We start from the raw sequence: 15,947 nt of genomic DNA on the forward strand, positions 1-15,947 counted from the left end.
CCCATGACTACTCCCCCGGAACCAGCTGGCCAGCAGCGGACGAAACCGCAGCTGAGCGAGGCCGCCAAGACCTCGCTCAACAAGACCCGCACCCTCTTCCGGATCTTTATCCTCACCGTGCTGGGTGCCTTTTTCGTCTACCAGCTCGACGTCAGCTACCTCTGGCTCACCGGCATCCTGACCGCTGCGAGCTTCGTGCTGGGGATCCTCCTGCTGGTCCGGGCTGCGAAGCTCAAGGAGTCCCGGCTGGTCCTGTTCGGGACCATGTCTGGACTCGTGATTTCGCTGATCATGCTGCTGGTCATCCTGGCTTCGGCAGTGTTCTTTGACCAGGTACAGGAGTTCCAGGCGTGCCAGCGGCAGGCCCTGACGGACCAGGCGATGTCAAGCTGCCGCGTCCAGCTCGAGCAGGCGCTGCCGGGCTTTCCCTAAGCGGTCGCCCTAAAACTGCACTGGCGCTCCGCTACCGGTACCAGCCCACCGCGCTGTCGTAACTGCATTCGAGCGCACCTGTGCCGGGTTCGACGCCGCCGCCGGCAGGAAAGTAGATGGCCCCGAACTCGGCCCCCTCGGCTTCGATCCGTCCCCGCGCCCAGATCTGAGCCTGTTCCAGATCTTTCTCCGGGATGGCTTCGCGGATGCTGTGGTCCGCGCTGAGGTGGATGTCCAACTGGTACTCCCCCGCATGGGACGTTCCGGCGTGATGTTCGGGGTCATCTTCATCGCGCCTGCTGATCAGAACCTGCGCGGAGGCATGCAGAATGGACGGCTTGCTGGCGGGGACGCCTTGCTGCTGCTGTTTGATCCGCAGACCCGACACAACGCTCTCGACCGTGTCTTCGTCGGTGACCACGTAGGCGGATCCACTGACGTCAGCTTCCGAACCTCCAACGCTGATCAAGTGCTGGCCGAACTGCTCGGAGCTGGATTGGTTGACGTTCATGCACCCTCCCTGAGGGTATTCGCGGCGGTTGCCGACCCCAGCAACACTAGCCCCATAACGTCCGTCAAAACCGATATACCCCGGAATGATTTACGCCGCAGTGAGGCCAGTCTTCAGGCAGTGCCGGTGGCCAGCCGAACACCAAAGGCGGATCAGCGGACCAGTTCCGCTTCCACGTGCTGCTGGCGTTCCAGCCATGGCCCGGCCGCATAACCGATCACGACGCCGATCCCCACTTCCGCGGCCAGCCACACTCCCGTCCACAAGGGGTCCGGTCCGATGTCGGTGAGGCGGCCGAGTCCGGCAGACCCACCGGCCAGCCACGCCAGTCCGGCGGCGAGCAGCCCTGACACAACGCCGATCAGCACGCCGAGCACCAGGGTGGACGCCGTGGCCGTGAACCAGCGGGCATGCACCTTGATGGACAGCCACTCGTCAAAGTGGTTCTCACCTTCACGCAGGAACCACCAGCCGGCGAGGACGCCGGCGAGGACCGGAACCACCAGCGCCACGAAGCCGTAGTCCAGCGGACCGGACGGGATGGCTGCAAAGGCCGGAATAGCGGGCAGCGGCCCGGTGGCGGTGCCCAGCGGACCCACCTGCGAACCGATGCCCATGGCGAAGCCGGACCCTGAGATCCAGGCGAGCGCAAACACCGCGAGGTTGGGCAGGTAGCCCAGCTGCGCGATGGTGAGCGCCGCACCTCCTACGGCGCCGGCGTCGAGCGCTTCATACACGGCGATGACCAGGTTCCAGTGGACAAAGATATCCACGGCCAGGAGCGCGCACGCGAGCGCCAGCGCGGAAACCAGTGCCAGCACGCCGGCCTTCGCCGCGGACCCAAGATAGGACCCGGCCCAGCGGGAATGCTGGCTGGTGCGCGAGATCCAGTCCACGGCGTCGACGCCGATCAGGCGGCTCCATGAGCCGGCCTCGCGGCGTGCGCCGATCACCATGCCCAGGGCGTACGGGATCAGCGGGATCACCATGGCGTGCCAGATGTTGATGCCGACGTCAGGGGTGCGGCACACAAAGCCGGTGGCCGCGCCGAAGGCGGAGTACACCAGCCAGGAGCCCAGCAGCGCCTGCCACAGCTGGTCCGTATAGGAGGCCCGGGCCAGCCGGCGTCCCGCCCGCCACGCGAGCAGGAACGGGATCAGGGTGAGCCCCAGCGGAATCAGCGTGAGCATGCCGGACCCCGCCGCGCCTGCCGCCCCGGATCCGATGTCCGCCAACTCCAGCGGCACACCGTGGATCACGAGCCAGGCCTGCCCGGCGAGCCGGGCCAGCGCGTCGAAAGCACCGTTCAGGAATCCACCGGTCGCCCACACGGCCACAATCGGGATGAGCACCAGGAGGGCGGAAATAATGGCCGCCTGCGCCGTCTCGAGGGCTCCCTGCAGCCACAAGGGCATGGGAAGGCCACGGTCTCCGGTCTGATCAGCGCGCAGTTTCATCGTGTTCCATGGTGTCACGGCCGGGCCTGCCAGCCGGTCTGCGACAGGCTCATCCGGCGCAGGAGACCCGCGTCACCACAGTTCGTAGTCCGCCGCGCCGATCATGAACCCGTGCCCGGTGCGCAGATGGGCGCAGAGCATGGACCCCGGCTCCCGCGAGCACACCATGTTGCCGATGCGCACCGTCTGACCGTCCCCGATCCACGGTCCGGGAAAGGCGGGCCCGGCCACCGATTCCGCTTCCATGGGAGAGACGCCGTCACCGCAGAGGCCGTACTGGGCGCCGGCGTCGGGCGTGACCACCGCGTAGCCGCCGAAATACTCGCTCAGCCCGCGGCATTGTCCTTTGATGTCGGCGGGCCGCGGCGCTACATCGTTGAGCAGGTGGCACGCGGCGGCGTCGGGCCCGATGGAACACTGCATGTCCTTGTTCGCCGACTGCACCACCACGGGCAGCGTTGCCCGCCACGGTTTGACGTTCACCTTGGGCAGGAGCTCCTCGGCCCGGTTCAGCGCGCGGCCCGCGGGGGCCTGAGCAGCCGCCGACGACGGCGAGGCGGACTCCGCCGGTACCAGCGCCGTCGTCGGGCGTTCAGGCAGCCCGGACGCCTCCTGCGGGGCAATCAGCAAGGCCCCGACGGCGGGTGCCTTTCCTTCCGGAACGGCAACGCTGCAGCCCGTGGCGAGCAGGAGCAGGCCGGCCGCGAGGGCGGCACGGGCGAGGACCACAAAGGATTTCATAAGGGTCCAAGTCCAGCAGAACGCCCCTGTTCTGTCGCTGGGCAGAAGTCCCCATCAGCGCTCTTCCGGCGCTTTTTCCACAGCTCCGCCGTAAAATTGGATTGTCCGCAATCAGTGGTTGGAGGCAGAAAAATGACTACCGCATCCCCACATGCTCATGGTGTTCACTTCGGGCGCGCAGACGTCCAGAATGCCGGCATGGGTGTAGGTATTCTCATGCCGGTGGTCGGTGTCCTGGGCTTTATTCCCGGCATCACCACCCGTTACAGCGAATTGATGTTCCTGGGACCTGATTCCCATGCCCTGTTCCTCGGTGTGTTCCAGGTGTCCATGCTGCTCAACATTGTGCAGCTGGCCATCGGTGCCACGGGCTTTGCGATGTCCCGGACCGAACACGGCGCGCGCAATTTCCTCATGGGCGCCGGTGCGCTGTACATCATCCTCAGCATCTTCGGGCTCAGTGTCGGAGTTGATTCGGCGGCCAATTTCCTGTCGCTGAACATGACGGACAACTGGACCCACATGGTGCTGGGTGTTGTGATGATTGCTTGTGGCTGGCTGCTGTCCCGGAGGGCCAGCGACAGGACGTAGCCCGGAAAGGACAAGCCGGGAAATAGGAGCCGCGAATGAGGTTGGATCTATAAAGTTCTGAATATTCGTCCTACTCGCCGGTGCAGTTGGCGGTTCTGCGCACAGCTGCACCGGCTTCCTTGTGCGCGCAGCCGGCCGCGGGCAGGTGAGCCGATAATGGACCGTGCCGATGGAAGAATAGGCCCATGACTGCCATCCTGCTCGGCTGGAACCCGGAGCCTACAGGCCCGGAACACTGGCACGGCCGGAGCTATGCGGCGGTGGTCCGTGAGGTCCTTGAGCGCGGGCTGTCCGTTCAGCCGTGGAGTGTGGACGGCGAAACGCCTGTGGGCGCTGACGTCTGGCTGGTCCTGGAGGGAAGCCATCTCCGCGGGCTGATCGGCCACGGAGTGGTGGTCGGCGGGACCAGCGGCCAAATACAGGTCGCATTTGATGCCCTGCTGCCCTTGGGCGACCAGGTTCCGGCGGAGGTTCTCATGAGGGCGGCACCCGGCGTCGCCTGGGACAGTGACGAGCTCGATGGCATGCAGCTCGGACCCGGCGAGGAGGAGGCCGGCCTCCGCAGCGTCTGGGCCGGGTTCGGTCCGCCGCAAGGTTCAATCCCCACCCAGCTGTGGTGCCGGGCACCTATCCGGACGAGGCCGTCACCCGCGTGCCGGTCAACCGCTACGAGCGTGATCCGGAGGCGCGGCGGGCCTGCATCGCCCACCGCGGCAGCAGCTGCGCGGCCTGCGGGTTCTCGTTCGAGGTGGCCTACGGGCGGGGAGATCGGCAGAGACTTCATTGACGTCCACCATGTAGTGCCGCCGTGGCCGCTGGGCGCTCACCGATCTGGTTCCGCTCTGCGCCAACTGCCACGCCATGGCCCACTACGGCGTGTCCGCCCCGAGGACCGAGACGGAGCTTCGGCGGGCCATGGCCGGCGCCGGATTCCTCACCGGATCAGTGGTGACGCCCGAAGAACTCGAAGCCCAGCGGGCGGCCCGGGAGCTCCTGGGCCCGGAGTAGTCCGACTGCCTAAAGCCTGCGCAGTCCGCCCCGGCGAAGGCCGGTACCAGCGTCCGTTCCACGCGAGTCGGTGCCCGCACCCGTATCGGCACCCGCACCCGCGTTCAGGTCCGCATCCCCAGCAAGGTCCGCGTCGGCGAGGCCAGCGTCTGTGCGTGCCTCGGAGTAGGTTCGGGTCCCCCTGTCGTAGTGGGCGTACAGGCGGTCCTCCTCCTCGGGTTCCAGGTGCCCGTCGGCCTCCACCCGCGGAGCGTCCTTGACGTGGTCCTTGGTGTAGGGCACCACGAGGTCGTCGCCGTCGATCCTGGCCCCTTCTACGGGGATAAACGACTGCGAGGTACCGAACAGTCCCGTTTTGACGGTGACCCACGTGGGCTCGCCCGTATCATCATCCGCATAAAGCTGGCCGATCGAACCGATCTTCTCGCCGTCGGACCCTACGACCTGCCCGCCCCTTGTGAGCAAATCTTCAATGTTCTCCCTCATGAGCATGATGTCTCCTTGATGTGCTGGGATAACGGCCGCAAGGCCTTGGTACGGGAAGGCGCGCGCCTCCGGTTGCGGCCCCAGCCCCGTCTGCTTGAGGTTCCCGGTACAGCCGCCCCTCTACCGTAAGCATGCTTACCAGTTAAAGGGAAGTGCACTCCGTTGTATCGTTCGGCGGGCCCTCCCCTGTTCACCCAACCTTTCCCTGCGCTCAACCCGGGTGTCCCCGCGCGGTCAGGCCGGGCGCCCACCGTGAAGGGGTGAGGATCGCAATTGTTGCCGAATCATTCCTGCCGCTGATGAACGGGGTTACGCACTCCATCCTGCGGGTGCTGGAGCATCTGGAGGACCAGGGTCACGACGTCCTGGTCATTGCCCCGTCAACCCACGCCGTCGCTGACGCGGTGGCCGAGTTTGCCGGGACCTCCGAGGTGGTTCACGGTGCGAAGGTGCACCGGGTTCCCGCGGTTCCGCTGGCGGGCTACACGAATGTGCGCGTGGCGATGGGCGGTGTGTACCGGGTCAAGCGAATCCTTGCCGATTACGCACCGGACATCGTCCACCTTGCCTCCCCGTTCATCCTGGGGTGGCGGGCCGTGCAGGCCGCGCACCAGCTGCGGATCCCCACCATCGCCATCTACCAGACCGAAGTTCCCAGCTACGCGGCACGGTATGGCGTCCCGTTCCTGGAGAACTGGGCGTGGAACCGGGTGGAGAACATCCACCTGATGGCCACGCGGACCCTGGTGCCCTCAACGTTCGCGCTGAACCAGTTGCGCGGCCGCGGGATTCCGCGGGTTGGCATGTGGCGGCGCGGTGTGGATACCGCGCGGTTTTCGCCGGAAAAGTGCGACGCCGGATGGCGGGCTTCCGTGGCCCCCGGCGGTGAGCGGATCATCGGGTATGTCGGCCGGCTGGCCATCGAAAAGCAGGTGGAGGACCTCGCCGCCCTCGCCACGGTGCCCAACAGCAGGCTGGTAATTGTGGGTGACGGCCCGCAGCGGACAGCGCTGCAGGAAGCACTGCCCGGCGCCGTGTTCACCGGCTTCCTCGGCGGCGAGGAGCTGGCGAGGGCCGTGGCGTCCTTTGACCTCTTTGTCCACCCCGGCGAGTTCGAGACGTTCTGCCAGACCATCCAGGAAGCCATGGCGTCCGGGGTCCCGGTGGTGGCGACCGGCCGCGGCGGGCCCCTGGACCTGGTGGAAAACTCCCGCACCGGCTGGCTCTACCAGCCAGGCGACCTCGCGGGTTTCCGCGCCCACGTCATGGACCTCATGGGCGACGACGCCAAGCGCCGCGCGTTCGCCACCGCCGCCCACGCTTCGGTTCAGGACCGGACGTGGCCCGCGCTGTGTGCAGGGCTTGTGGAGCAGTACCGCGATGTTGTGGCCGGCCATTCCGCAGTTCAGCCCGCCGTCACCAAACGAGGAGTGTCCCTGTGAAAATATCTGTGATCGGCTGCGGTTACCTCGGCGCTGTGCACGCGGCCACGCTCGCGTCCATGGGCCATTCAGTGGTGGGCATCGACGTGGACGCCGCCAAAGTGGACCAGCTGGGCCGTGGCCAGGCGCCGTTCTTTGAGCCCGGCCTGGACGAACTTCTGAGAGATGGCCGCACCACCGGCCGCCTGAAGTTTTCCACGGACTTCGCCGCTGCAGCCGGCGCGCAGGTGCATTTCCTGTGCGTCGGAACGCCGCAGTCCAAGACGTCCGACGGCGCCGACCTCACCTTCCTGGTGGCCGCCGCCGGGGCGCTGCTCCCGCACCTGGCGAGGGGCGCCGTCGTCGTCGGTAAATCAACGGTGCCCGTGGGCACGGTGGACATGCTCCGCGATGTCCTGGCAGGGCGGCCGGATGTGCAGCTGGGCTGGAACCCGGAGTTCCTGCGGCAGGGCACGGCGGTCAAGGACACGCTGGTGCCGGACCGGCTGGTGTACGGCGTCGAGGGCGGGCGGGCCGCCGCCTTCAACCCCGGGACCGGCGCTCCCCGCGGGGTGACGGCCGCGTTGGATGCCGTCTATGAGCCCTTGCTCAACGCAGGAATCCCGCGACTGGTGTGCAACTTCGCCACGGCCGAGCTGATCAAATCGGCAGCCAACGCGTACCTGGCCACGAAGGTCAGTTTCATCAACGCCATCGCCGAACTCTGCGACGCGTCCGGGGCGGATGTTGCCGAACTCAGCGAGGCGATGGGCATGGACCCGCGCATCGGGAACCGCTACATGCACGCCGGTCTCGGCTTCGGCGGCGGGTGCCTGCCCAAGGACATTCGCAGCCTCCGCAGCCAGGCCGCGGCCCTCGGCGTGGAGCCGGTCAACGACCTGATGGGCGTTGTGGATGCCGTAAACGTCCGCCAGCGGACCCGGACCGTCTCCCTGGCTGAGGAACTGTGCGGCAGGACAGTTTCCGGGCGGGCCATCACCGTTCTTGGCGCCGCTTTCAAGCCGGAGACAGATGACATCCGTGACTCCCCCGCACTGGACGTCGCCGCCCGGCTGGCGGCAGCCGGTGCGCACGTAACCGTGACGGACCCGAAAGCCGTAAACCACGCCTGGCTGCGTTATCCCCAGCTGCGGTTTGAGGCCTCCGCATCACGGGCTCTGGAGGGGGCTGAGCTGGTGCTGCTCCTGACCGAGTGGGACGAATACCGGCGTCTGTGCCCTGCTGTTGCGGGCGGACTCGTCCGGCGCCGGGTGGTGCTGGATGCGCGGAACGTCCTGGACGCTGCAGCCTGGCAGGCCGAAGGCTGGACGGTCCGCGGGCTGGGCACCAACCCCGGCGGCGCCAGCCACACTGCGGCGCCAGCCAAGCTTCGGACCGCCTGACCGCAAAATGACGCTTTTGGCCCCGCGATGTTGGCAATCACTTTATGATGTCCGTGGGGGTGGTTGCGCATGGGGGGATCCAGGCGGCAGAACAAGGTTTTCGGGGCACCATCGTTCGGCGCGCTCCTGGACGCCAGCCCCGACGCCCTCCTCGCCCTGGATGCGGGCGGCACCGTCCTGGTGGCGAACACCGCGGCCGGCAGGCTCTTCGGCTACTCCCGCGAGGAGCTGACCGGCAGCAACCACTGGATGCTCCTTTCGGAGGGGTTCCACAATGAGACGGCGCTGCTGCGGGCACAACTGTTGGCCCGGCCCGACGATCCGCAGCCGCCGCGCGAGGTGTATGGAGTGCACCGGGACGGCACCGAGTTCGCCGCCGAAATTGCCGGTTCCCTGGTCGACGACGGCGGCCCGCAGGTGTTGCTCGTTTCGGTCCGGAGCACCGGGCACCGGAAGAGCGCTGACGCTGACCTGAGCGAAGCGATGTCGCTGCTGACCGCCACCTTGGAGTCGACAGCGGACGGGATACTGGTCATCAGCTCCGAGGGCAGGATCGCCGGGCTGAACGAGCAGTTCCTGACGATGTGGGGCATTCCGCCGGACATGATGAAGGCCGATTCGGACGAACCAGCCATGCAGCTGATCCTCAGCCAGGTGAAAGACCCTGAAGCGTTCCTGGCCCGTGTACAGAAACTGACCGCGGATTCCAGCGCGGAAAGCCACGACACCATCGATTTCCTTGACGGCCGGACGTTCGAGCGATATTCGCGCCCGCAGAAAGTGGGCGATCGGATTGTGGGACGGGTCTGGAGTTTCCGCGATGTCACCCCGCGCCGGATGGCCCAGGAGCAGGCCGAGCAGGCCCTGACCGACCTGGCGGCCCAGGCCGAGCAGCTGCGGGCCATGGCATTCCAGGACCCGCTGACCGGTTTGGCCAACAGAGCGGTGTTCAACGCTGAACTCCTCAACGCCCTCAAGGAACCGCGGCTCAAGTCCGTGGACGTCCTCCTGCTTGACCTGGATGACTTCAAGGAGGTCAACGACATCCTGGGCCACCATGCGGGCGATGTCATGCTGGTGGAGGTGGCCCGCCGGCTTAGGGGCTGCGTCCCTACCGCGGACGTGGTGGCCCGGCTTGGCGGCGACGAGTTTGTGGTGCTGCTGACGGCCTGCCCCGATGTGGACGCCATCGCGGAGTGCATTGTCCGCTGCCTGCACGTGCCGTTTACCATCGAGGGCACCATGCTCCGCCCCAGCCTGAGCCTGGGACTCGCCTCCGTGGGCCGGGAAGCCCGGGCGGCTTCGGAACTGCTGCGCGAGGCAGACATCGCCATGTACGCGGCCAAGGCGGCAGGAAAGAACCGTTTCCTGCGGTTCCACCCCGAGATGATGACGGCACTGGTCCAGCGCACCGACCTGGAAGCCGGCCTCCAACTGGCCATCGGGCGGGGCGAGATTTCCGTGGAGTTCCAGCCGATCGTGTCGCCGCGCATGGGCAGAGTGGTCAAATTTGAAGCACTGGCACGCTGGGACCGCGAGGACCAGCGCGTCCCGCCCGCAGTCTTCATCCCCTTGGCCGAACGCAGCGGCCTCATCAACGAACTCGGCAACGAGGTGATGGCGCAAAGCCTGAAGCTGTTGGCGTCCTGGCTCCGGGAGGACCCGTCACGGTCGCTGTCCATGAACGTCTCCGGCGTCCAGTTGCAGGAACCCGACTTTGCAGAGGAAATCCTGAAGCTGGCGGAAACGTGCGGAGTGGGCACCTACCAGCTGGTCTTCGAGGTCACCGAGAGTGTGTTCTTCGACGCCGACTGCAACGTGATCAAACAGCTCAGCCGTCTGCGGGAGGCCGGCGCCCGGGTGGCCCTGGACGACTTCGGCACCGGCTACTCCTCGCTGGGACGGCTGCAGGAGCTGCCGGTGGACATCGTCAAAATCGACAAGACCTTTGTCTCCATGGTGCGCACCGGCACCGAACGGCTCCCCATCCTGAGTTCCATGATCAACATGGCGCACAGCCTGGGACTCACGGTCACCGCCGAGGGCATCGAAACCGAGGAACAGGCCAAGTACCTTATCGCCCTGGAATGCGATTCGCTGCAGGGCTACCTGTTCTCACATCCGGAGCCGTTCCGCCACTTCAGACATGCGCTGAAAAACGCTGGACAGGCGCTGGTGGGAATAGCGAGCCGCTCCGTCCCCGACTGAGCACCGCCAGCCCGGGACCGAAGCTACCTGGTCCACGACGGACAGGCGGCCCTGGTCATCGATCCACAGCGCGACACAGACCGGGTGGAGGCTGCCGCCGCGGCGGCCCACGTCAGGATCACCCACGTGGCCGAAACGCATCTGCACAATGACTACCTCACCGGCGGGCTCATCCTGGCCCGCGCCCACGGCGCCGCTTATCTCGTGAACGGGCGGACGCCGTCGGGTTTGAGCGCACACCGATAGCCGACGGCGGCACGGTCCGGGTGGGCCGACTCACCGTGAAGGCGGTGGCCACGCCCGGCCATACCCACCACCACCTCAGTTATGTGGTGACCGACGGGCAAGATCAGGCGGTGTTTTCCGGCGGCAGCCTGCTGTACGGTTCCGTGGGCAGGACGGACCTGGTCAGTGGCGACGACACCGAAAAGCTCACCCACGCCCAGTACTCGTCGGTCCGCCGTTTAACTGCCGAGGCCCGGCCGGATGCTGCCCTTTATCCCACGCACGGGTTCGGCTCCTTCTGTTCGTCCGGGCCCGCGTCGGGCGCCCGGTCGTCCACCATCGCCGAGCAGCAGCAACACAACCATGCCCTCACGGACCCGGACGAGGACCACTTTGTGCAGGAGCTCATCAGCAACCTCACCGCCTACCCGTCGTACTACGCGCACATGGCCCCTGCCAACCGGATGGGGCCCGGCCCGGTGAATCTCGCGGTGCCCGAATCGCTTGACCCGGGCGAACTCAGCCGCCGGCTGGCGGAGGGCGAGTGGGTGGTGGACGTGCGCAGGCGGATGGCTTTCGCTGCCAGCCATCTGAAGGGCTCGGTGAGTTTTGAGTACGGCCGCGGAACCAGCTTCACCGCCTACCTCGGCTGGGTCCTGCCGTGGAACCGGCAGCTCACCCTGGTGGGAGCGGAAGATGACGTCGAAAAGGCCATCCGCGACCTGTCCCGCATCGGCATCGACTCCCCCGACGCCGCGCTCGGAACCGAGCCCTCGGCACTGGCGCCGGGCACCGACGTCGCGCATTATCCCCGCGTTGACTGGGGCGGACTGCACGAGCGCGGCCCCGGGGACGTGGTGCTGGATGTGCGGCGGGTGGACGAGTACGACGCCGGCCACCTCGCCGGGGCGGTAAACATTCCGCTGCATGAGCTGCTGCAGAGGATGTCCGAGATCCCGGACGGAAAAGTCTGGGTGCACTGCGCCTCGGGCTACCGGTCAGGGGTGGCCGCGAGCCTCCTGCAGCGCGCCGGGCGCGAGGTGGTTCATGTGGACGCGACGTACCCTCCCGCCTGAGGCTAAGCGGCGGTCTTCCGCTGTTTCGTCTGCGCCGGCTGCTTCATGGCGGGCTGGTGTTGGGCGGCGGGGCTGTACTTGACCGGCTGCGTGGGAGCTGACTGCCGGGGCGACTCCGCAGCGGGCTGCTGCTCATCCTGCTCCACCGTGGCCGGCTGGTCCTTTGCCGGCTCCTCCGGCGCGAATTCGTCCTGTGCGGGCGCGTTGTGCAGGGATTCGTCCGCTACAGCCGCTTCCTGCATTGGCTCGTCTTCGTAGCTGCTGTCCTCCCCCAGGTCCGCCTGAGCCGTCCCGGCCTGCGCGTACTGGCGGTTGCGGCGCCAGCGTCGGACCAGATCCGTGGCGGCGATGACGCCGGCCAGCGGGGTCAGCACGGCCGCACCATACACAAACAGCAGCCAGGTCAGGGTGGCCATCGGCGGCTGGTTGTTGTGCAGCAGGGAAAGCCCGCCGAACATGGCGATGGTCCAGAAAAGCACCACTGCGGTCAGCACCGCGGCGGCGGGAAAATACTGGTTTCGTACGATTTTTTTCAGGGTTTCCACGCACTTCCTCCTGCCTGGCCGGGGCGCGGCGAGAGGCCGCATAAAGACAAGTATGAGGCTGCCGGACCGTGGATTCGCGCAACACGCAGGCAGTGGTGATGAACATAACTGGAGCGGCCGCCCTTTTTCGCCCTTCCCCATCAGCGAACCGCACAATACCGTGGACTTGACCGGCCCACCGCCGGCATGCCTGGCAGTCAGAACCCCTGGAGGTCCTCATGCGCAAAGTCACGTCCGGCCTGTTCCACTCCGTAGACGGCGTGGTCTCAGAACCGAATCTCTGGCAGTTCGACAGCTTCGACGAGGACATGGGCAAAGCCCTGACCGGAGTGATGGAACGCGTGGACACCGTGGTACTCGGACGCGTGAGCTACCAGGAATGGGCGGGCTACTGGCCCACCGCCTCTGCAGATGAGGATTTCGCCGGCTTCATTAACACGGTGGAGAAGTTCGTGGCGTCCCGGACGCTGAAGGAGCCGCTTGAGTGGCAGAACTCCCGCCTGATCGAGGGTCCGCTGGAGGACTTTGTGGCGGGACTCAAACAGCGCGGCGGCGGCGAGATCGCCGTGATGGGCAGCATCTCCGTGGTGCGCCAACTCCTGTTCGCCGGGCTGCTGGATGAGCTGACGCTGATGACGCACCCCGTGGTGGCCGGCAGCGGGCGGCATCTATTCGAAGCCGGCGACCCCACCACCAGGCTCAGCCTGAAGGATCAGTACCGGACCACCAAGGGCAACATCGTCTGTACTTACAGCCTGCTGGGCGAGTAACGGGCTTCCTTCCCGCACGGGCGTGGCCGTACGGGACGTTGGCCCGCACGGGACAGGGACGTCAGTTAGGGAGTGGTGGTGGCCGTCGCGGAGCGGGTGGGCGACGCGGTGGGCGACCCGGAAGAGCCGCTTGCTGTTGCGAGAACCTCATTGATCAAGTCCTCGAGCTCCTTCTGGTCGTCATCGGCCAGGTCGGATCCGCCCTTGGTGGCCACCACCAAGAGCCTGCCCTCGGCCGCTGATACCTGCATCAGCTTTTCGTTGGAGTTCTGTCCGCGCGTGCTCAGCGTTGCGAAGGTCTCCTCGGCATCCGTTGTCGCCTGCAGTTCCTCGCTGGTGACCTCGTAGCTCTGGCCCAGCGCCTGAACTGTGAACTTGGCGCACTGGCTCATCTTGCCGCTCACCTCGCGGAGGAGCCCCACGGCGTCAGGTCCTTCACTGCCGGACTGGGCGGACAGGGTGCGCGGCCGGGCGCTGTCGGAAATGGCAACAGCAACCTCGCCGTTGTCCACCTTGTCGAGGAGCCCTGCGGTGGCAATGGACTTGCAGTCCTCAGGGTCCACAGTCGCCGTACTCAACAGGAGACTGGCAATGTTGCCGCCTTGGTCAACCTGTTCTTCGGAATACAGCTTCAGTTCATTGCCTTCCCCGTCCTTCGCACCGGCAATGAGTTCGCGCAGTTCGTCTTCGCTGTAGACCTTGTCCTCCGCAGCTGCGCTGGTGGTAGCTGTGGGCGAGGGGCTCGGTCCGGTGCTTCCGCCGGTACACGCCGCAAGGGCCAAGACGCTGGCCGCTGCCAAACCCAACGCTGCAGTAGTGCGCATTTGAAACCACTCCTCAGAGATAGGAAGCATGCTTACAATCTCTAGGGTAAGGCGTTTGGGATGCGCATCCAACAGCCCAACGGGCCGGTCGGCGTCCGGCGAAGGGCCCGCTGGCCCGCCACACACTCTGCGCCGGCCCGGCGCCGTACGCCTGCACGCTAACCTTGGCTTATGTACGTCCCAGCCCATTTTGAAGCCGGTCCCGACGCCACCTATGACCTCCTCACCCGGCCGGGCGCAGCCAACCTGGTCACCATGACATCGACGGGCCTGCTCGCCACGCTGCTGCCGTTCGTCTACGATCCGTCAGTAGGCGAACACGGCGCCCTCCTGACACATGTGGCGCGCAACAATCCGCAGTGGTCCGAAGCCGCCGATGGCGAATCCCTGATGATCATCCAGGGAGCGGACTCCTACGTCTCGCCGTCCTGGTACGCGTCCAAGGCCGAGCACGGGCGGGTGGTGCCCACATGGAACTACTCGACGGCTCATGTGTACGGCACGCTGGTTGTCCACGACGATGCGGAATGGCTCGCCGGCCAGGTGCGGCGGCTCACCGACGCCAACGAAGCCGCCTTCGACCATCCGTGGAGCGTGGACGATGCACCGGAGCGCTACATCGCAGGCCAGCTCAGGGCCATCGTGGGCCTTGAACTGGTCATCACCAGGATCGAGGCGAAGGCCAAGCTCAGCCAGAACCGGCCGGCCGCGGACATCGACGGCGTGGTGGCGGGCCTCCGCGGGCGGGGCCAGTCGGCAAGTGCTGCCGATGTCGAGCGGGCCCGGCCCGCCAGGGGTTAGGTCCCGTCCCAACCAGGTAGCACCAACAGTCGTTTTGAAGGCTCATAACGACAGTTAGCGCTACCTAGTTTCGGGTCCCGACCAGCGCCTCGCTGGCCTCCCACAAACCCTGCGCCAGCTCGGCGTCATACGCCTGGGCGTTCGCTTTGGCCAGTGCACGCTTGGCGTAGTAGGCGCCGGAGACCCAGTCCGTCCCGGCCGTGCCGTTGATGAGCCAAAGAAGGGTGTCGGCACCCTGGTCCGGGCTGAGCATAAAGCGGTTCAGCAGGGTCTTGTACGCGTGCCGCATGGGACTGGTCGAGGCCGCTGCGAAGTTGGTGCGGACCACCCCCGGGTGGAACGCCGCCGTCGTAATTCCCTGCTCGCCCAGGCGGCGGTGTAGCTCGGACGTGAAGAGGATGTTGGCGAGCTTGGCCGTGCCGTAGGCGCGGTTGGTGGAATAGGTATGCTCGGCGTTGAGGTCGAAGAGGTCCATTTTGCCGAAACCGTTCGCCGCGCTGGCAGTGTTGATGACCTTGGCCTTGCTGGCGATCAGGACATCCATAAGCTCGTTCGTGAGCAGGAACGGGGCAAGGTGGTTGATCTGGAACGTGGCCTCGTTGCCGTCGACAGTGAGCTGGTGTTTGCCCATGATGCCGCCGGCGTTGTTGGCCAGGACGTCAATCCGCGGGTAGTCGGACTTCAGCTGCGCGGCGAGGGCCCGGACCTGGTCCAGTTCGGCGAAGTCGGTGACGAAGTAGTCGGCATTGAGCTCCTTGGCGAGCGTCCGCGTCTTCTCCTCGGACCGGCCGACGACGACCACCCGGTCCCCCGCGTCAGTCAGTGTCCGTGCGGCTGCCGCGCCGATGCCGTCGCTGGCGCCGGTGATCACAATGGTGCGTTGGGTCAAGGTGTGCCCCTTTGGTTGGGTGCCGAAAAAGCTGAGAGCGGACTCCTACAACCCTAGCGGCTACGGGAATCCTGTCCCCTCCGCCCGGGCGGGAATAAGCTTCACAAAGAACGACCCTGCAATGCGAGGAGAACACGACATGGAGATGCCCAAGGCGTCAGAGGAAGATAAGGAACGGTTCCGCGCAGCGATGCCGGACCACCCCGACGTAATCATCAAGCCGATGTTCGGCAACCTGGGCGCCTTCGTCAACGGCAACATGTTCGCCGGCCTGTTCGGCCCCACCATCGGCGTCAAGCTCGGCGAAGCCGACAAACAGGAGCTCGAAGGCACCGAGCGGACGGTACCGTTCGGGCCGCCGGAGCGGCCGATGGGCGGCTACACCGGGCTGCCGGACATGTGGAACGCCGAGGGCGACGGCGACGACGCGCGGGCACGCGCCTGGGCCGAAAAGGCCTACGCCTACGTGGCAGCGCTCCCGCCGAAAGCGCCGAAGGCAGCGAAGGCGCCGAAGGCAGCGAAGGCGCCGAAACCAAAGACTGACTGAACCACGACGGCG

Annotated in this window: 16 protein-coding genes and 1 pseudogene; 10 read left to right on the forward strand and 7 right to left on the reverse strand. The window is 66.4% G+C overall.

Going from position 1 to position 15,947, the window contains the following annotated elements; genetic code table 11:
* Positions 1–3: 3 nt before the first annotated feature.
* Entirely contained in the window at positions 4–432 is a 429-nt protein-coding gene (locus tag GUV69_RS08975) for a DUF5317 domain-containing protein (protein WP_164201615.1), read from the forward strand.
* Positions 433–463: 31 nt separating this feature from the next.
* Here the strand turns inward: GUV69_RS08975 and GUV69_RS08980 are convergent, their stop codons facing one another.
* The 3 genes from GUV69_RS08980 to GUV69_RS08990 form a co-directional block, all read right to left on the reverse strand.
* Entirely contained in the window at positions 464–943 is a 480-nt protein-coding gene (locus tag GUV69_RS08980) for a hypothetical protein (RefSeq protein WP_164201617.1), read from the reverse strand.
* Between the two features lie 152 nt (positions 944–1,095).
* Entirely contained in the window at positions 1,096–2,400 is a 1,305-nt protein-coding gene (locus tag GUV69_RS08985) for a cell division protein PerM (protein ID WP_164201619.1), read from the reverse strand.
* 72 nt (positions 2,401–2,472) lie between these two features.
* Positions 2,473–3,141 carry a hypothetical protein gene (locus tag GUV69_RS08990; RefSeq protein WP_164201621.1) on the reverse strand — a complete coding sequence of 223 codons (669 nt, stop codon included), beginning with the start codon at positions 3,139–3,141 and terminating at the stop codon, positions 2,473–2,475.
* Between the two features lie 132 nt (positions 3,142–3,273).
* On the opposite strand from GUV69_RS08990, the gene GUV69_RS08995 reads away from it, so the two are divergent.
* Both GUV69_RS08995 and GUV69_RS23200 read left to right on the forward strand, forming a co-directional pair.
* Positions 3,274–3,732: a DUF4383 domain-containing protein gene (locus tag GUV69_RS08995; protein WP_164201623.1), complete on the forward strand. Its 459-nt coding sequence runs from the start codon at positions 3,274–3,276 to the stop codon at positions 3,730–3,732.
* 861 nt (positions 3,733–4,593) lie between these two features.
* Positions 4,594–4,740, forward strand: a complete 147-nt coding sequence (locus GUV69_RS23200) for a hypothetical protein (RefSeq protein WP_244292661.1) — start codon at positions 4,594–4,596, stop codon at positions 4,738–4,740.
* 9 nt (positions 4,741–4,749) lie between these two features.
* Here the strand turns inward: GUV69_RS23200 and GUV69_RS09005 are convergent, their stop codons facing one another.
* Positions 4,750–5,226 carry a PRC-barrel domain-containing protein gene (locus tag GUV69_RS09005; protein WP_431197105.1) on the reverse strand — a complete coding sequence of 159 codons (477 nt, stop codon included), beginning with the start codon at positions 5,224–5,226 and terminating at the stop codon, positions 4,750–4,752.
* A gap of 260 nt (positions 5,227–5,486) precedes the next feature.
* On the opposite strand from GUV69_RS09005, the gene GUV69_RS09010 reads away from it, so the two are divergent.
* From GUV69_RS09010 to GUV69_RS09025, 4 genes and pseudogenes are all read left to right on the forward strand, one after another.
* On the forward strand, positions 5,487–6,668 hold the full coding sequence (locus tag GUV69_RS09010) for a glycosyltransferase family 4 protein (RefSeq protein ID WP_208786617.1): 1,182 nt from the start codon (positions 5,487–5,489) through the stop codon (positions 6,666–6,668).
* Positions 6,665–8,050, forward strand: coding sequence for a UDP-glucose dehydrogenase family protein (locus GUV69_RS09015; RefSeq protein WP_164201627.1), 1,386 nt, complete (start codon positions 6,665–6,667; stop codon positions 8,048–8,050). Before GUV69_RS09010 ends, GUV69_RS09015 begins: the two co-directional genes overlap by 4 nt.
* A gap of 69 nt (positions 8,051–8,119) precedes the next feature.
* Positions 8,120–10,258: a putative bifunctional diguanylate cyclase/phosphodiesterase gene (locus tag GUV69_RS09020; protein WP_164201629.1), complete on the forward strand. Its 2,139-nt coding sequence runs from the start codon at positions 8,120–8,122 to the stop codon at positions 10,256–10,258.
* A gap of 27 nt (positions 10,259–10,285) precedes the next feature.
* A pseudogene (locus tag GUV69_RS09025) lies at positions 10,286–11,559 on the forward strand (rhodanese-like domain-containing protein).
* 2 nt (positions 11,560–11,561) lie between these two features.
* Here the strand turns inward: GUV69_RS09025 and GUV69_RS23205 are convergent.
* Positions 11,562–12,104, reverse strand: coding sequence for a hypothetical protein (locus GUV69_RS23205; protein ID WP_244292662.1), 543 nt, complete (start codon positions 12,102–12,104; stop codon positions 11,562–11,564).
* A 218-nt stretch (positions 12,105–12,322) separates the two neighbouring features.
* Here GUV69_RS23205 and GUV69_RS09035 point away from each other — a divergent pair, with 218 nt between their 5' ends.
* Positions 12,323–12,874: a dihydrofolate reductase family protein gene (locus GUV69_RS09035; RefSeq protein ID WP_164201631.1), complete on the forward strand. Its 552-nt coding sequence runs from the start codon at positions 12,323–12,325 to the stop codon at positions 12,872–12,874.
* Between the two features lie 65 nt (positions 12,875–12,939).
* Here the strand turns inward: GUV69_RS09035 and GUV69_RS09040 are convergent, their stop codons facing one another.
* Complete coding sequence (locus GUV69_RS09040; protein ID WP_164201633.1) at positions 12,940–13,698, reverse strand: hypothetical protein; 759 nt, start codon at positions 13,696–13,698, stop codon at positions 12,940–12,942.
* Positions 13,699–13,869: 171 nt separating this feature from the next.
* On the opposite strand from GUV69_RS09040, the gene GUV69_RS09045 reads away from it, so the two are divergent.
* The gene (locus GUV69_RS09045) at positions 13,870–14,499 is read left to right on the forward strand and encodes an FMN-binding negative transcriptional regulator (RefSeq protein WP_164201635.1); all 630 of its coding nucleotides are present in this window, start codon (positions 13,870–13,872) and stop codon (positions 14,497–14,499) included.
* Positions 14,500–14,563: 64 nt separating this feature from the next.
* On the opposite strand, the gene GUV69_RS09050 is transcribed toward GUV69_RS09045, so the two are convergent.
* Positions 14,564–15,388: an SDR family NAD(P)-dependent oxidoreductase gene (locus tag GUV69_RS09050; protein ID WP_164201637.1), complete on the reverse strand. Its 825-nt coding sequence runs from the start codon at positions 15,386–15,388 to the stop codon at positions 14,564–14,566.
* Positions 15,389–15,527: 139 nt separating this feature from the next.
* Between GUV69_RS09050 and GUV69_RS09055 the strand changes: the two genes are divergently transcribed.
* A complete protein-coding gene (locus GUV69_RS09055) occupies positions 15,528–15,935 on the forward strand; it encodes a TfoX/Sxy family protein (protein WP_164201638.1) in 408 nt (135 codons plus the stop codon).
* Positions 15,936–15,947 lie beyond the last annotated feature (12 nt).

This window comes from [Micrococcus luteus] ATCC 49442 (genome assembly GCF_010367585.1).
Taxonomy (GTDB): domain Bacteria; phylum Actinomycetota; class Actinomycetes; order Actinomycetales; family Micrococcaceae; genus Arthrobacter; species Arthrobacter luteus_A.